This window comes from Collimonas antrihumi, assembly GCF_018304965.1.
Classification (GTDB): domain Bacteria; phylum Pseudomonadota; class Gammaproteobacteria; order Burkholderiales; family Burkholderiaceae_D; genus Collimonas; species Collimonas antrihumi.
In genome coordinates this window covers 114,783-131,028 of sequence record NZ_JAGQED010000002.1, presented here as the reverse complement: position 1 = coordinate 131,028, position 16,246 = coordinate 114,783, and the positions used below count along the sequence as shown (strand labels likewise).

17 protein-coding genes are annotated in these 16,246 nt (G+C 54.2%); 4 read left to right on the top strand and 13 right to left on the bottom strand.

Features of this window, described 5'->3' with window-relative positions; all coding sequences use genetic code 11:
• Nucleotides 1-95: 95 nt before the first annotated feature.
• Together KHU29_RS03260 and KHU29_RS03255 are read left to right on the top strand one after the other, a co-directional pair.
• A complete protein-coding gene (locus tag KHU29_RS03260; RefSeq protein WP_211451259.1) occupies nt 96-479 on the top strand; it encodes a hypothetical protein in 384 nt (127 codons plus the stop codon).
• 47 nt (nt 480-526) lie between these two features.
• The gene (locus KHU29_RS03255; RefSeq protein WP_211451258.1) at nt 527-679 is read left to right on the top strand and encodes a hypothetical protein; all 153 of its coding nucleotides are present in this window, start codon (nt 527-529) and stop codon (nt 677-679) included.
• 52 nt (nt 680-731) lie between these two features.
• On the opposite strand, the gene KHU29_RS03250 is transcribed toward KHU29_RS03255, so the two are convergent.
• The 5 genes from KHU29_RS03250 to KHU29_RS03230 all read right to left on the bottom strand — a co-directional run bounded on the left by KHU29_RS03250 (nt 732) and on the right by KHU29_RS03230 (nt 4,393).
• Nucleotides 732-1,346, bottom strand: a complete 615-nt coding sequence (locus KHU29_RS03250; RefSeq protein ID WP_211451257.1) for a glutathione S-transferase — start codon at nt 1,344-1,346, stop codon at nt 732-734.
• Between the two features lie 216 nt (nt 1,347-1,562).
• Nucleotides 1,563-1,748: a hypothetical protein gene (locus tag KHU29_RS03245; protein ID WP_211451256.1), complete on the bottom strand. Its 186-nt coding sequence runs from the start codon at nt 1,746-1,748 to the stop codon at nt 1,563-1,565.
• A 573-nt stretch (nt 1,749-2,321) separates the two neighbouring features.
• Entirely contained in the window at nt 2,322-3,077 is a 756-nt protein-coding gene (locus tag KHU29_RS03240; protein WP_211451255.1) for an anti-sigma factor family protein, read from the bottom strand.
• Nucleotides 3,074-3,622 (bottom strand): sigma-70 family RNA polymerase sigma factor, encoded by a 549-nt coding sequence (locus tag KHU29_RS03235; RefSeq protein ID WP_211451254.1) that lies wholly within the window; start codon nt 3,620-3,622, stop codon nt 3,074-3,076. Before KHU29_RS03235 ends, KHU29_RS03240 begins: the two co-directional genes overlap by 4 nt.
• Before the next feature lie 177 nt (nt 3,623-3,799).
• Nucleotides 3,800-4,393 (bottom strand): YdeI/OmpD-associated family protein, encoded by a 594-nt coding sequence (locus KHU29_RS03230; protein ID WP_211451253.1) that lies wholly within the window; start codon nt 4,391-4,393, stop codon nt 3,800-3,802.
• A 183-nt stretch (nt 4,394-4,576) separates the two neighbouring features.
• Between KHU29_RS03230 and KHU29_RS03225 the strand changes: the two genes are divergently transcribed.
• Both KHU29_RS03225 and KHU29_RS03220 read left to right on the top strand, forming a co-directional pair.
• Entirely contained in the window at nt 4,577-5,011 is a 435-nt protein-coding gene (locus tag KHU29_RS03225; protein ID WP_211451252.1) for a MarR family winged helix-turn-helix transcriptional regulator, read from the top strand.
• 10 nt (nt 5,012-5,021) lie between these two features.
• Nucleotides 5,022-6,776 (top strand): chloride channel protein, encoded by a 1,755-nt coding sequence (locus KHU29_RS03220; RefSeq protein ID WP_211451251.1) that lies wholly within the window; start codon nt 5,022-5,024, stop codon nt 6,774-6,776.
• Nucleotides 6,777-6,824: 48 nt separating this feature from the next.
• Here KHU29_RS03220 and KHU29_RS03215 read toward each other — a convergent pair whose 3' ends face one another.
• The 8 genes from KHU29_RS03215 to KHU29_RS03180 form a co-directional block, all read right to left on the bottom strand.
• Nucleotides 6,825-7,871 (bottom strand): acyltransferase family protein, encoded by a 1,047-nt coding sequence (locus tag KHU29_RS03215; protein ID WP_211451250.1) that lies wholly within the window; start codon nt 7,869-7,871, stop codon nt 6,825-6,827.
• A 34-nt stretch (nt 7,872-7,905) separates the two neighbouring features.
• Nucleotides 7,906-8,850, bottom strand: coding sequence for a DUF535 family protein (locus KHU29_RS03210; RefSeq protein WP_211451249.1), 945 nt, complete (start codon nt 8,848-8,850; stop codon nt 7,906-7,908).
• 31 nt (nt 8,851-8,881) lie between these two features.
• On the bottom strand, nt 8,882-10,285 hold the full coding sequence (locus KHU29_RS03205; protein WP_211451248.1) for a phosphomannomutase/phosphoglucomutase: 1,404 nt from the start codon (nt 10,283-10,285) through the stop codon (nt 8,882-8,884).
• A gap of 48 nt (nt 10,286-10,333) precedes the next feature.
• Nucleotides 10,334-11,764 carry a mannose-1-phosphate guanylyltransferase/mannose-6-phosphate isomerase gene (locus KHU29_RS03200; protein ID WP_211451247.1) on the bottom strand — a complete coding sequence of 477 codons (1,431 nt, stop codon included), beginning with the start codon at nt 11,762-11,764 and terminating at the stop codon, nt 10,334-10,336.
• On the bottom strand, nt 11,761-12,915 hold the full coding sequence (locus tag KHU29_RS03195; protein WP_211451246.1) for a nucleotidyltransferase family protein: 1,155 nt from the start codon (nt 12,913-12,915) through the stop codon (nt 11,761-11,763). Before KHU29_RS03195 ends, KHU29_RS03200 begins: the two co-directional genes overlap by 4 nt.
• An 88-nt stretch (nt 12,916-13,003) precedes the next feature.
• On the bottom strand, nt 13,004-13,750 hold the full coding sequence (locus tag KHU29_RS03190; protein ID WP_211451245.1) for a WecB/TagA/CpsF family glycosyltransferase: 747 nt from the start codon (nt 13,748-13,750) through the stop codon (nt 13,004-13,006).
• A 97-nt stretch (nt 13,751-13,847) separates the two neighbouring features.
• A complete protein-coding gene (locus KHU29_RS03185; RefSeq protein ID WP_211451244.1) occupies nt 13,848-15,329 on the bottom strand; it encodes a lipopolysaccharide biosynthesis protein in 1,482 nt (493 codons plus the stop codon).
• A 52-nt stretch (nt 15,330-15,381) separates the two neighbouring features.
• On the bottom strand, nt 15,382-16,218 hold the full coding sequence (locus KHU29_RS03180; protein ID WP_246541442.1) for a glycosyltransferase family 2 protein: 837 nt from the start codon (nt 16,216-16,218) through the stop codon (nt 15,382-15,384).
• Nucleotides 16,219-16,246 lie beyond the last annotated feature (28 nt).

Sequence of the window (16,246 nt, the reverse complement as noted above, 5' to 3'; positions counted from 1 at the left end):
GCTAAACTTGAAGCCGGACTAACGCTCTCTAAAAGATGATACATTTGACATATTGACATCACAGTCCAGATTGAGCATTTTTTATTGGGAGACGCATGAAAAGTCCATCGCTACTTCTCGCCACCGCCGCCATCGCAGCCGCAGCCGCTCTCCTCGCCGGCTGCGTTGCACAACCAACTGCGCGCAGCTATATCCCGCCGCCACGCAGCTCAGTACCGGCGCCGCCGCCAGTATCGCTGTCTGAATCATTGAGTCCGTCCGAACAAATTGTCGACATGCCGCAACAGCCTTCCAGCCGGAAGAGCGGAGAATTGTCCGACACCGTGGAACGGATGGCGAGAAGGAACGCTTGCACTCCTGCTGGCAGCGCGACACTGATCGCCAAGACCACCGCCGCCGAAACTTATCAGGTCAGTTGCCAGGACGGCCAGCAACAGCTGTACAAATGCGAGTTGCGGCAATGCCGCCAGATGAATTGAAATTCGAATAAAAACCCCAATCAAAACCCAATCCAAGGGCGGCTTTCATGAAAACAGCACTAGGTATACTTGCCTTGATTTCGTTGCTGAGCGGCTGTGCATATCCGCAATTGAAATGCGACGATCCCGATGTCCGTCCGTCCTGGTGCGATGATACCGGCGCCACTCACGGCAAGAGTGGCGCAACGCGTCCGCAATAAATAATAGAATCGAATAACCGCCGCCAGACTCTGCCTGCGCCTCGGCAGATTCTTATAACGGCGGTGCCGCGATGAACTCGGCCAGCTGTTCAGCCCGTTCGGAGAACGATTGCAGCGTTGGATAATCGGCCGCGAGGACGATTTCCGGCAACATCATCCGCGTGAATTGCCAGGCAACGGCTGTGGTCACACCGGCCTGGTTAATCGTCTTGCTGGTGACTTCCAATGGCTTGTTGCGCAGTTCAAGCTCCAGCGCCTGGTAGGCGGCATGGAGTTGGCCCTGGACGCGCGTGACCCACGGCTCGTGCTGCTTTTCTGCAGGCCGCAAGTTGCGTTCATAGACAATCTGCACAGTTTTTTCGCAAGCCGCCAATGCCAGCCCGGTAACCCGCAATGCATGCTGGCGCTCGCCGATAGCGGCAGGCATCAGGCTTTTGCCTGGCGCCGCCAGTGCTTCCGCATAGTCCAGGATAAGCGTTGAATCCATCAACAGCTCGCCATCATCGCAAACCAGCGACGGCGCCTTGACTACCGGATTGATCGCACGAAATTGCTCGAAGGTGCTGAACACAGAGATGGAGCGGTGTTCGAATGGAATCCCGAGCAATTGCAAGGAAATCGAGACGCGGCGGACATAAGGTGAGTCAAGCATGCCGATGAGCTGCATAGGTTCTCCAGTTGATTGTCCGGCGACGAATTTCAGCGACAATAATCGCAAATATCGCAAATATCGCAAATATCGCAGCATGCGACAAACGCAGCCGGCGCAATGAATTTATCGAACGGAAATCCTAGCATAGAACGATATCGATCCGGTATTGATGCCACCCTTGCTTGCATCAACACCGGTCACAGCGCACCGCAATAGCGAAAGTTCGTCACGTCAGGCTTCTTGAACCTCACGCTTAGCGGGAGTTGAGTAGATATCAATGCATTTGAATGTATCTGCATAGCGCTTCGGATCGCCGCCTGCCTCCAGGCGTTTCTTGAATTCCGCTGCCTCGGCGGTGCTATCGAATTCGTAAGCCAGTCCTTTAAAAATGACGGTAGCCTCATTCAGCCTAACCATTAGTATCTCCTTAGCTTGATGTCGAAAGAAAGAGCCGCCCGACACTGTGACAGTGCCGACATGCCGCTTGTCGCCGCTTGTCGCCGCTTGTCGCCCTCTCTCGCCGTTTCTTTTTCTTACAAGGGAAAACAGCGGCACAGCGATACGTGGGAAAACAAAATCCCCTCGGCTCTGCCGCCAGGGCGGCACGCGCACAGGCGGCCGCCTCTTTTCCTCGATAGTACGCTTTTGGTGATTCTTGTTGAACTGTCAAAAGTGGCAGCTTATTGCCTATTCGTGCATATTCGCGCATATGTCTACGTAAGCGCGGCCAAACCATCTGGACCGGTAAGGTTTCACGAATTACTGCCATTCCGAACCTATTCACTTTCGTCTACTAACAGGCTTCTGTCAAACAAGAAAATGTTATTAGTTTGTTGACGCCCATCAAAAAAATGTAATGCATTTCCCGGATGATGAAAAAAGAACAATATCCCGCAATCAACGCGCGACACGGATTGTGTCGTGCTGCAAATAACAATTGATTCCCACGGAAAATTAAAACGACTCGACCTCAGCTCTTACTGATGTAGCTTATTGACGTACCTTGGAGCGCACCATCCCCGCGAAATTTTCCAGTTCATTCGCGGCCAGATCGGATACCGTCCAGTAAGTCATGCCATCCCAAGTCCAGCGCACCACATGATAACCTTGCTTGTTTTGCAACTGCGGCGCTACGTCCCTGTCGTTGCTCGGCCAGATATATAAATTGATGGGATGCTGGGCGCGCCGGTAAATCAGCGCGGCCACCGGCCGGCCGCCGAGATAATCGAGACGGCCGCCAATCAGCGGAAAACCCTGGGGCGCCAGATCGACCACCGGCGGAGCAAAATTCAGCTTGCCGTTGAACCAGGGTTTTACCGTGTGCTGGTCGGTTGACGCCACATCCGACAGATGATCGACCTGCAGTGAACGAACGTGGCTGGCAACCACTTCGTCAGTCAATTTATCCTGGTCGGACGGCAAGTTGAAATACAAGCCGGCGCTCCAAGCCAGCGCCAATCCGGCCGCCAGTGCGGCGCCGAGATTGCGCCAGTTGATACTCCAGAGCTTGGCGCGTGGCGGGTCTTGCGGCAAGGCGGCGTTGATGCGCTGCGCCAGATGTGCCGGGGCATCGAAATACTCCGCCTCCTTCTTGAAGCGTGCACTGACGATGCGCTGCGCGGCATATTCGTGCTGACAATCGGCACAACTCTCCAGATGACGCTGCACTTCCAGCGCCTCGCTTATGCCGAGCTCCTGATCAGCATAAGCCGGCAACAGCTCCAGTACTTCCTGATGATCCATCATGCCTCCTGCCTGGCTGGCGCAAGGATTGTCGCCAGCATTTTACGGCCGCGCCCGAGGCGCGACATCACCGTGCCGATCGGAATGCCGACGATGGCGGCGATCTGTTTATAGGACAGCTCTTCCAGTTCGCGCATCACCATCACCTCGCGAAACTCCAGCGGCAACGCTTGCAGCGCATGCTGCAGCTGCCGTTCGCTGTCTTTCTGCATCAGCAGCGTCTCGGGATTGTTGTCCGCATGCGCCATGGCGGGCCCATCGCCTGTTTGGAAAATGTGCACATCCTCGTCAAATGCGGTTTGCTGCCGCTGCTTCTGCTGCTCCTGATACCAGGTGTAGAAAGTATTGCGCACGATGGTCAGCAGCCAGGCACGGCTGTCATCGCCATGAAAACCGTCGAAAAATTTAAAGGCACGCAAATAAGCCTCCTGCACCACGTCCTCGGCATCCTGACGGCTGTGCGTGAGCCAGCACGCCAGGTTGAACGCGGAGTTCAAGTGTGGCAGCACGCTGGCTTGGAATCGCTGCTTCTTTGTCGAGTCGATCATCCAGGCATTTCCAAGGTTCATGAAACACAAGACCGCCGGTATGTAAAATTAATTCCCGGGAAAGCCAATTAAGTTGAAATCTTAAGCTGGAATTTCGGCCGGGAACAACTTACAGGGTACACCGGTCTTCCCGCTGCTGACGTTGTTACCTGACATCACGCATAGAGAAAAAACAAATCACGGGTGAAATTTCTCGTGCCGCTCCAGCATGCTGGTGTAATCCTGGATGCGCCGGGCACGAGTCTCGGCTTTTTTGGCAGTTTGAATCCTGAACAAAACAGCGTAGCGATTACTGCTGTCGAGGCTGACAAAGAACTCCCGGGCGCGCGGGCTGGCGTCCAGCGCCGCCTGGAAATCTGCCGGCACGGTCGACTTACTGGCCGAGTCATAGGCAGCGTCCCAACGGCCGTCGGTCCGGGCGCGCTCTACTTCCTTGAGCCCGGATGGCATCATCCGGCCGCTCTCGATCAGCAGCAAGGCCTTGTCGCGATTGATCCTGGACCAGATGCTCTTGGCCGAACGCGGCGTAAATTTCTGCAGCCAGAAATTGTCATCGTCGCTCTTCTTCTGGCCATCTATCCATCCATAGCACAACGCCGACTCTACAGCTTCCGGATACGAAACCGAACCCCGATCGGAGTTCTTCTTTGCCAGCCGCAGCCATATTCCGGGCGATTTGCCATGGTTCTTGTTCAGCCATGCGGCCCAGTCCTTCTGCTGATCGAAAAGCTGTATCGGCAGCTCCGCAACCTTGCTTCGATCTGAATTCATCTGCTTTTTCCCATGCTGACGGAAGTTGCATTTTATAACTATTTTTCGAATATTCCCGGCTGTGCCGCCACAGGAAAATGGCGTAAGTTATTCGAATCCAATCATGCACTAGTGAATTTATATCGTATTGTGATATATTGTTCGGTCTCAAGAATTCCACTTCCCGAAAAAACCGAGCATCAGATGCCCCCCTCGTCCTTGTCCAAGCAAGACTTTGAAGCGCTATCGACATTTCGCTATCAACTCCGAAAATTCCTGCGTTTCAGTGAAGAAGCGGCCCAGAGTGAAGGTGTTACGCCTCAGCAATACCTGCTGTTGCTGCATGTAAAAGGCACCCCCGGCCGCGACTGGGCCAGTGTCGGTGAACTGGCAGAGCGCCTGCAGTCCCAACATCACAGTGTGGTTGCATTGATTTCGCGCTGCGAAAAACTTGAATTGGTCGAACGCCGCAACAGCGCGATCGACCGTCGCCAGGTCAACATCCACCTGTTGCCGGCGGGCGAGCGCTGCCTGGCCAAGCTGGCGGAATTGCACCATGCCGAACTGAATACCCTGACCGATATCTTCCGCGTGCCCAATATCAATACCGTCAATACTTTCAATACCTTCAACATTTGAGAATTCCACCATGTCTTCCAACCATCATTCGCACAAACGCGATTTCGCGGCCGATACGCGCCTGCTCAAGATTTCACTGATCGCGGTGGTCATCGGCGGCTTCGGCACGCTGGCGGCATTTGCGCTGCTGAACCTGATCCGGCTGTTCACCAACCTGTTCTTCTATCAAACGCTGTCTTTCGCTACCCGTTCACCCGCCGGCAATCACCTGGGTGCCTGGGTCATCCTGCTCCCTGTTTTGGGCGGCTTGATTGTCGGCCTGATTGCACGCTTCGGGTCCGAGAAAATCCGCGGCCACGGGATTCCGGAAGCCATCGAAGCGATCCTGTTCGGCAAAAGTAAAATGTCGGCCAAGGTCGCCATACTCAAGCCCCTGTCTTCGGGTATCGTGATCGGCAGCGGCGGCCCGTTTGGCGCAGAAGGCCCGATCATCATGACCGGCGGCGCCATCGGTTCGCTGATAGCCCAGCATTTCCATCTGACCGGAGCCGAACGCAAGACCTTGCTGGTGGCCGGCGCCGCAGCCGGCATGACCGCGGTGTTCGGCACACCGGTGGCGGCAGTGCTGCTGGCGGTGGAACTGCTGCTGTTCGAATTGCGGCCTCGCAGCCTGCTGCCGGTCATTGTCGCCTGTGCCGTCGCCGGATTCACCCGCCCGTTGCTACTGGATACTGGCCCGCTGTTTCCATTGCAGACATCGGAAATCGGCATTAGCGCCCTATTCTCTTGCGTCATCGCAGGCATCCTGGGTGGCGCACTGTCGGCATTGATGTCGACTGCCTTGTACAAGATTGAGGATCTGTTCGGCAAACTGCCGATCCATTGGATGTGGTGGCCGGCATTGGGCGGCATCGCTGTGGGGATAGGCGGTTATTTTGAACCGCGAGCGCTCGGCGTCGGCTACGACGTCATCGGCGATCTGCTCAACGGTAACCTGGCCTTGCAACTGGCGCTGAGCCTGCTGGTGGTCAAAGCCGTGATCTGGGTCATCGCACTCGGTTCCGGCACTTCCGGCGGTGTCCTGGCGCCGCTATTGATTATCGGCGCCGGCCTCGGCACCGTGCTGGCGCCTTGGTTGCCTGGCGGCGATGCGCATTTGTGGCCGCTGGTATGCATGGCGGCTGTGCTGGCCGGCGTATTGGGCGCGCCGCTTACCGCTGCAGTCTTCGCGTTCGGCCTGACCCACGACACCAACGCCTTGCTGCCGCTGCTGCTCACCACTGGCGTCGCTTACGGCTTTACCGTATTGACCATGCGGCGTTCGATCATGACCGAAAAAATCGCTCGCCGCGGTTATCACATCTATCGCGAATATGGCGTCGATCCGCTGGAACGGCAGCATGTCGATGAAGTGATGACGCATGCGGTAGCGGCGATCCCCGCCAACCTCTCGATCGCGGAAACCCTGGAGCGCTATTTCGGCGCGGAGCAAGTACATCGCAGCTACCCGGTGGTCGACATCGAGCAAGGTTTGATAGGCATGGTCGAACGCAGCAGCTTCGGTCCGCAGGCCGATGGCAGCAACACGTTGACGACATTGTTCAATCCTGCCTACATTGAACAATCCGCAGCACTGGTTGCGCTGCCTTCTGAAACCTGCCGTATCGCAGCCGCGCGCATGGCGACCCACCATCTGGAACGGTTGCCGGTGGTAAGCGACTTGCAGAGCCGGCGCCTGATCGGCATCATCAGCCGCAGCGACCTGATCAAGCCATCGCGGCTGTTTTTTGATGAAGAGCAAAAGCGCGAGCGGCTGTTGAGCTGAAAAATGGAAAAGCAGCCGATTACCAAGGCCAGCGGAACCGCGACATTCTCAAGAAGGATTCCTGGCTGTTGAAATCGGCAAGCGGCGTAAAAAAACTACGAGCGGAACGCAAAACAGGATCGATAAAGCACTGCTGACGAGACTCCATTCGGCGCCATAGGCGTAGTCGCTCGGAATCGCATGCAGAGAAACCATGACGCCGCGTATCAGGCTCAGGAAAATGAAATGCACTGGAAAAATCGTCAGGGTGTTTTTCGATATCCAAGCGCTTATTTTCGATACTGGAAATAACGCGGAAATAGCAAATGTAGCGATAATTCCCAGCAACGCGGTCAGCATATACAGCGCCGGCAATCTGCCGAAATGCATGTTGGCGAAATCGACCTTGCCGTTAAATCCCGTCGCATAAACAAGCAGCGCCGCAGCAATAATAAAAACAAGGAACAGGTAGCCGGGTTTTATATTGCTAAAAAAATCCTTCTCGCGAACATACTGTCCAACCGCATAAAACGACAGCGCTACCCACATGCTGTCCAGACTTAAGGGAAGTCTATAGGGCGACTCTTTCCAGAATAATGTAATGACGAAGGCAAGAACCGCAAACAGGCAGGTCGCCATCGTCAAAGTCAGGAACTTGCGAGAAGCGTGATAGGTTATCGCCGTCATGATCAGGCAAGGGAAAAACCAGAGCGGGGGATCAACAAAAAGATCGGATTCCAGCCCCGTAAACAAGCCGACGATGGGTAAATACCATGTCTGGCCGGCAGACAGCAAAGCTTTCGCGCCGATGTTGCGCGTAGCAAGCCAGTACAGGAAAGCGAGCAAGAAAAACAGAAAATAAGGAATGGCCAAGGTCCGCAATACCTTTTTCGCATTGCGGAAAATGGCCACATCCAGTTTTCCTGGCTTGATCAAAAACCCTGAAATGAAAAAAAACAGCGGAACGTGAAAACTGAATATCAGCGTCACAAGATAGTCAGGCAGCCCTCTGCTGTGACCGAGAACAACCAGGACCATGCCGATGGCCTTGGCGTTGTCGATAAAACCGTAGTGATCAAATGGAACCTGATTGCGTGGTGCGGGATAGCTCGACAAAAATGGAACCTTTATTTAATGCAGCCGTTTCTTCTCAAGTATCTGAGACTGAACAATGGGCGGATTCCCTGACAAGATATTGCTCAATGGAGCATGCCACCTTATCCCTGATTTCATTTTTAAAAGCACGCTTTTTTTGCGTCCTTTTACGATGGCGGGTATGGATCAGATCCAGCGAGCTTTCTATGTACGGCAGCTGGATCTTATAAAAGTTCTTTTGCGGGACAAGATCGCCATATTTTCCAAAGAATTCATCGTAAGAAAAATAAAATTTTTCACTCTGTGAAATCTGGCTTTTGGTGGCAATGCCTACTATCGTATTGAAACCGAGAGCCGCCCCTACTCCGCTTATTGCGGCCATCAGCAATTGGGCCGGCTGAATATCATGGCAACTTTTTGTTGCTTGCTGAATTTTCTGAAAGCCGTGTATTCCCTGGACACTGGAGATGCACATCACGTGATCGTCAGGAAGATCGAATGAGCTGCCATCGGCTATTACAAAAATCACGCGATAAATGCTCACCAGATCGCTTTTAAAGATCAGGCACAAATCTCCTTCATGGTCGACCGTGTGCGGAAAATCCATCACTATTTCAAATGAAATTCCGTCGATATATTCTCCCCAAAGCGGAACAGGGGAACTTGAAATATTCTCTAAAAAATCAATTTTGAAATTATTCTGAAGATATGAATAATGCGAAATCAGTATCAGCAAACCGGTTCTTGCAGGGATATTGAAAGAGATGTAATTTCTCAAGTACTTGTAAGTCAACTCCGGTTTACTAACGATCAATTGCTTCGTTTGAGGATGACTTAGGATACGGATGAACTTCAAATGTTGCCGGATATTTAACATGAGCAACAGCCCTCGATGCCATGTCTTCAATTTCAACATCGATCCTCTCATCACAATATTCCGGGTGATTCTTGATGTATTGGCCCAGAAAAATTTGAATGGCATTTTTGAGGTAGCGGTCATGAGGGACTCCGTTTCGAAAATTTTTATTGATTTAAATAAGTATCTGAAAAGGTAGAACCGCTTCCGGCCTGGCGGCCAGAATCACACGTTTGAACTCTCCCTGTATGCGCGCCAAAGCAGCTTCCGATTCAGCCTCGAAGCGCATCACCACAACCGGTGTTGTATTTGACGAGCGCGCCAGTCCGAAACCATCCGCATATTCGACGCGGAGGCCGTCGATCTTGATGATTTCCTTTGCCCCCGGGAATGTTGCCTCTTCCTGCAATTTCTCTATCAATGCGAAATTCTCACCTTCGAGCAGTTGCAGTTGCAGCTCGGGCGTACTGATCGACTGAGGTAATGCGTTCAGCACCGCGGAGGGGTCGCTTTCGCGGCTCAGCAGCTCCAGCAAGCGGACACCTGCATACAAACCATCGTCAAAACCGTACCAGCGATCCTTGAAGAAGACGTGGCCGCTCATCTCGCCGCCGAGCGGCGCTCCCGTCTCACGCATCTTGGCCTTCACCAGCGAATGTCCGGTCTTCCACATCAATGGCTGGCCGCCGTGCCGGGCGATCCACTGCGCCAGATGGCGCGTGCATTTGACGTCGTATAAAATATCCTGGCCAGGATGACGCGTCAGCACGTCTGCGGCGAACAGCATCAACTGGCGATCCGGATAAATGATCTGGCCGTCTTTGGTGACCACGCCGAGACGGTCGCCGTCGCCATCGAAAGCCAGGCCAAGTTCCGCGTCGCCGGTCTGCAGGGCATGAATCACATCCTGCAGATTCTCCGGATGTGCCGGGTCGGGATGATGATTGGGGAAGGTTCCATCCACTTCACAAAACAGCTCTTGCACCTCGCAACCAAGTGCGCGATACAAGTCGCCGGCAAAGGCGCCTGCGACACCATTGCCGCAATCCACCACGATCTTCATGGGGCGCGCCAATTTGACGTCGTTCAGGATGCGTTGGAGATAAGCGTCCCTGATGTCGTGAGTACGGTAGTTGCCAGGTTCCGCCAACGCTTGCCTGGCGCTGTCAGCGGCACTGACGATCTGCTGGTACAACGCCTGTATCGTCTCGCCATGGATCGCCTCGCCAGCCAGCACCATTTTGAAACCGTTGTAGTCAGGCGGGTTATGGCTGCCAGTCACCATCACGCCGGATTGGGTGCCAAGGACATGCGTGGCAAAATAAACCATCGGCGTGACGACCATCCCCAAATCGATCACATCCACGCCGGCTTTTTGTAACCCGGCCGCCAGCGCGGCGCTCAATTCAGGGCCGGACAAACGTCCATCGCGGCCGATGACAACCGTATTTTCACCCTTTGCGCGGGCCGCAATACCGAAAGCCAGACCGATTTTTTTCGCGATGCCGACGTCTAGCGTTTTACCGACAATGCCGCGGATGTCATAAGCTTTGAATATCGAGTTTTGAAGTGGAAGCATAGTTTTCATGTAAGTGAGGAGTAAATTTATCGAGACTATCCAGACGATTCAACTGCGTCTGTATATATCGTCGAAGCGAACGATGTCGTCCTCTCCAAGATAGCCGCCGGATTGCACTTCGATAAGATGCAGTGGCATTTTTCCGGGGTTTTCCAGGCGATGCTTGACACCGATCGGTATGTAGGTGGATTCGTTCTCGGTAAGGAGCTTTTCTTCATCGCCGCGGGTAATCAGCGCCGTTCCGGTGACTACCACCCAATGTTCGGCACGATGATGATGCATCTGAAGGGACAATTTCCCTCCGGGCTTAACGGTGATACGCTTGACCTGGAAACGGTCGCCGGCATCGATACCCTCATAATTGCCCCAGGGCCGGTACACCTGCATATGATTCATGTGCTCGGTACGGCTGTTTTTCTTGAGGTCTTCGACAATTTTCTTGACCCCCTGCACCTGGTCCTTGTGCACCACCAATACCGCATCCTTGGTTTCCACCACCACCAGGTCCTGGACGCCGATCACGGCGACGAAGCGGTTCTCTGCACGAATCATCGAATTCCGGACATTGTCCGTGTACACGTCCCCGCGCAACACATTCCGCTCGGAATCCCCCTCTGCCTCCTGCAGCACCGCCCACAGCGCGGACCAGGAACCGACATCGCTCCAACCTATGTCCGCCGGCACCACCACCGCGTGGCGCGTGTGTTCCATCACGGCGTAGTCGATCGACTCCGGCGGGCAAACGGTAAAGGAAGCTTCGTTCAAGCGGCAAAAATCGAGATCGTGGTAAGCGCCGTCGAACGCTTTTTGACAACTATCTGCAATCGCCGGACGAAACTCTCGCAACTCTTCAAGGTAGCGCTCCGCCCGGAATAAAAACATGCCGCTATTCCAGCTATATGCCTTATCTGCGACAAAAGCCTCGGCCGCGGCGCGGTCGGGTTTTTCGACGAATCGTTCGACGGCATAACAGCCTTCGCCACCTTGCGACGCGGCTTTACCTCGGCGGATATAGCCATAGCCGGTTTCAGGGCCGGACGGCACAATGCCGAATGTCACGAGTGCGCCGTTTTCCGCGGCTTGTCGCGCTTGCAGGACGGCAGCGTGGAAGGCCTCCACATCGCCGATAACATGATCCGCAGGCAGCACCAGCATCACAGCATCTTTATCCTGTTGCAGCAGATAATGCGCCGCTACCGCAACCGTCGGCGCGGTATTTTTGCTTTCCGGCTCCAACAGGATATCGAGCGGGACAACATCGATCGCGCGCAGTTGTTCAGCTACCAGGAAGCGATGTTCGTTACCGCACGTCAGCAGCGGCGGCATCAGTTCCGGCCAATCCTCCAGACGCAACAGCGCTTCTTGCAACATGGATTGATTTGAGCAAAGCGGCAGCAGTTGTTTCGGCAGCGCCTCGCGTGACAGAGGCCATAACCGCGTTCCGGAACCTCCGGCCAGGATGACGGGATATATATTCATAGTTCGCTCAGCGACAAAGATGTTTTATTTTCCGACGGCTTTTGCGGCAGCCGGTCGCGTGCATCACCCCAGTCGTCATTGCCCGCCTCCGGCAGCTTGCGCATGTTTCCGGCGCGGTCGACGCTATACTCCTTGACCACGATGACTTCATCCAGATGCGCGTTATCCAGTATGCGGGTGTATTCAAACAGCACACTGCGCACTACTTCCGCTCCGGAACATATATGGCTGCCATGGCCGATCCAGGTCGGACCGACGATCTTGCAGCCGGCCTCGATCTTGCAGCCGGAACCGATATAGACCGGGCCTTCGATGGTCGTTCCCTCCCAATCTATGCTGGTGTTGAGACCGGCCCACAAGCCGTCGGCGATTTGCGTGCCGGGTACTTCCAGTTGCGCGACTTCGCCCTGCAATACGCTCTGCAGCACACTCCAGAAATCGGTCACGGTACCGATATCGATCCAGTTGAAGAAGCGCTGCTGCGCATAAAACGGCATCCCTTTTTCCGCCATCAGCGGGAACAGTTCGGAACCGATATCGAATACGGTGTTGGCGGGAATCAGGTCGATGACTTCAGGCTCGAATATATAAATGCCGGTGCTAGCGAAATTAGATAAAGCATCGCTCTTGTCCGGTTTTTCCTGGAACGACTGTACGCGGCCCGCCTGATCCGCCACCACTACACCGTAGTTATGCACCTTATCCCATGGCACTTCCTTGGTGATGACGCTGGCTAATGCCCCTTTCTGCTTGTGCTCGAACAGCGCGGAGGTGAGATCGAGATCGATCAAGGCGTCGCCGCATATCACGATGGTGGTTTCGTCGAAGAAGTTGGCAAACTCCTGAATTTTCTTGATGCCGCCGGCTGAGCCCAGGGGTTCCGGTATCACTTCGCCGCTGTCGTCGACATAACCTTCGAAGGAATAGCCGATCTGTACGCCGAACTGGTTTCCATCGCCGAAATACTCTTCTATTTTCTGATGCAAGTAACTGACATTCACCATGATGTCCCGCACGCCGTAACTGGCGAGATATTCGACCAGGTAAGCCATTACCGGTTTGCCCAAAATAGGAATCATCGGCTTGGGAAGATCGTAAGTTAATGGCTGAACACGCGTGCCCTTGCCGGCAGCTAAAATCATTGCTTTCATGTTTCCTACCTCACTAAATTGCGTTAAAAAATAAGATCCGGCGCTTCCGACTGCTATCGAACTGCCAGCAAGCGCCTAATCGCTCACTTCAAGTCTGTCGATTTCCTTCGCGATATTTGCGGCACAAAATCAGGAATTTCATGATGTCGATGGTATAGCGACGCAATAGCCGGCGCGGCTCAAGGCACAGCCGATATAGCCATTCGAGCCGGGTGCGTTGCACCAGCAGCGGCGCGCGTGGCTTGTAGCCCCCCCAAAAATCGAACAGGGCGCCAACGCCGATAACCACATTTGCATGCAGTGCCTGGCGATTGGCGAGAATCCATTCCTCTTGAATCGGGTTGCCAAGCGCCACCAGAACAACTTCTGCTTGCGAGCGATTGATCGATTCAACCAATGTTGCGCGGTCGATTGCCATTCCGTCGTAGCCGTCGCAACTACCCACCACCACCTGGTTTAGTGTCTTGCTGACATGTTCAGCAGATTTTTTTAGTATCTTGGGTTTCCCCCCCAGCATGAACACGCGCATGGGTCTTCTTGCAGCAGAAAATAATTGTGGTACGAAATCGGTGCCGTTCAAATTTTCCTGGAATGCTTCTCTACGAAACAGAAATGCTGCGATATCCATGCCAACGCCGTCATTGACAATCGTCACGGCGCCTCTCTTGATCTTGTCAAGCAAATGGCGGCATTGAACAATGAAATTGGTATTTGCAAAAAAAAGTGTCGCCTTTTTATTCGCCCACACTGTGTGCAACAAATATCTGGCCAACACCGGCGAAGACGTTTTAACAACGGGAAAGCCGGCGATCGGAATGATTTTTTCTGCTTTCATGAACAGCTCCTTCGTAACGGTACTATCTAAAAAAAGATGCGAAAATCTTGTTCGGCACATCTTCGACGTCTAGCCATCGCGTAGCCGATGCAATCACCTACCGCGCGAAAAACCGCCGCAACCGAATCACGGACAGCGACAATTCGTGCCAGGAACCGTTGATTGCCCTGATGTGCCATCCTGTGACAATCACAATCAACGGATACAGCAGACAGGCGACAAGAATTCCCCCTCCGACCACGGTGAGATCGGTGAAATGCTGCGACATCAGCAGTAGATAAGCGCCTAAGCCAAGGAGTAAAATGATGCTTCCCACCAAAGGCGGCGCCAGCGCGTACCAGGTCATGCGCAGACTCAAGCCGAGCTCTCGGCTCAGCAACAATTGCGACACCGGAAACACCAACAGGTAAGCGGCACAGAACGATAAGCTCATGCCGAGCAGGCCGAATCGATAAAAAATCGCAGCCAACCCGGTCGCGAGCGTCAGTTGCGCGATGCCAAGCAACACCGGGACACGATTTTTCCCCAGCGCGAAAAAGAGGTAGTCATTCAGTTGCACAATCGACGAGATCAGGTATAGCAGTGCCAGAGCGCCTATCGTCGGCGCCGCCGGCAGCCATTTTTCGCCGAAAACCGTGACCACCAAAGGCGTCGCCAGCACAGCCTGGAAACACAGCAAAGGAGCAACGCAAAACAACGTGATACCGAGAATTTTCAAATAACCGCGACGCAGCGCCGCCAGATCCATCCCGGCGTCGGAGAATACCGGGAGCGCGACCTTGTGCATCGAACTGGAGATAACCAGATATACGGACGATGTCACCCGTTTTGCGAGGTTGTACAGGCCAGTGGCATACGGCCCCAGGAAAATTCCAACCAGCAGGGAGTCGCCATTGGTGTTGGCAAATCCCAGCACACCGGTCAGTCCCACTTGTCGAATGTCATTCCAGTATTTACGCGTCAACGCCCCATCAAACACGATGCGCGGCAGCCAGCGGCTTTGCATCACGACCAGCACCAGCGCCAGGCCAGACGCTGTCACCTGCTGCACCACCAGGGACATCGCGCCCCAGCCGCTGGCGGCAAGCGCGATACCGACAGCGCCACCGATCGTTACTGAAAAAATCGAGCGGACTGCAAGCTGACGGAACATCATGCTGCGCACAAGCCGCGCCTCATAAGCACGCACCAGGCCGAAGAACAGGATCGATACGCTCATTCCCTGCAGCACTGTCTTCAGCTCCGGTGCTCGAAACAGGGACGACACCAGCCCAGCCGAAAAAAACATCAGCCCGGCCAGCAGCAGGCCGACCGCTGTACAACACGTAAACACCCACGAATAAAGCCTGTCGTTTGGTATGGCGGTGCGCACGATGGGCATGGCAATCGCGTCGAACACCACAAGCCGGGTGAACAAAATAAACAGATGCGCAATAGTCAGCAGGCCAAATGCGTCTGGCGTCAGGAAGCGCGCCAGAACCGCAAAGACGGCGAATGACAGTATTTGCTGCGCGAGGTTATCCACGATCGACCAGATCGATCCCGATGCCAAGCCGCCGCTGCTGCTCTTCTGATTCATCTTGCTCCTAATCTTGTAAAAAATTCATGCACGAATACTCGCTCTGCCTGTCCTAACCGCGCCAACCCTGCATGCGCGCAAGAACGCTGACATATTTGAATCGCGCTTTCGGAAAATCACCTTTGGCCATAGCCAATAAAATACCTACGCAAGTACGCAGGCAAGTGGCCGGGAAGTACCAGAGCGGATAGTCGTTGATCCGCATCACATGGCCGATTCCAGTCTCATATTTCTTCTGGCGGTTGCAAGCGTTGGCATCGAAATCGGTGGTCTTGACCGGATGGTGCAAGGTCAGGTCGGCCAGAAATTTCAACTTGAAACCATGTTGCAGACTGCGCAAAAGATAATCGGTACCCTCCGCAGCACCCCAGGCCGTGCCGGCGCCGACTCCCAGCAATTCGTTAAACTGCCCAACCGAATCGACCACGCGGCGATGCAGAAAAATGCTGAATTCAATCGCTCCGCGCCAAACGTTATAGCGATTCAACAGCGCGCTGCTTTCCAGCCAACGCCCCTCGGTGCGACCGTCTCCGTCGGTGAAACGTCCGGTAATTCCATCCAGCTCCGGATGACTTTCCAATACAGTGACGACCTGTTGCAACAGGCCTGCCGGATACCAGCAATCGTCGTCAGGAAAGGAAATCACATCTCCACCTGCCAATCCAAGGCCGACATTACGGGCACGGGACACGCCATGCGCAGCCGAGCGCACATGCTGAATCGAAAATTTCTCACGATACGACGCCAGGATCGGCAGCAACCTGCCGTCCTGGTTTTGGTCGACCACGATCAATTCGAAATCCCGATAGTCTTGGGCGTCCAGCGATGCCAGGAGCCGGGCGACTTCATCGGAGCGCCCTACCGTAGCTAATATCAGTGAAAATTTCATTCAAATTCCTTTGCTCATCTTGCACTTC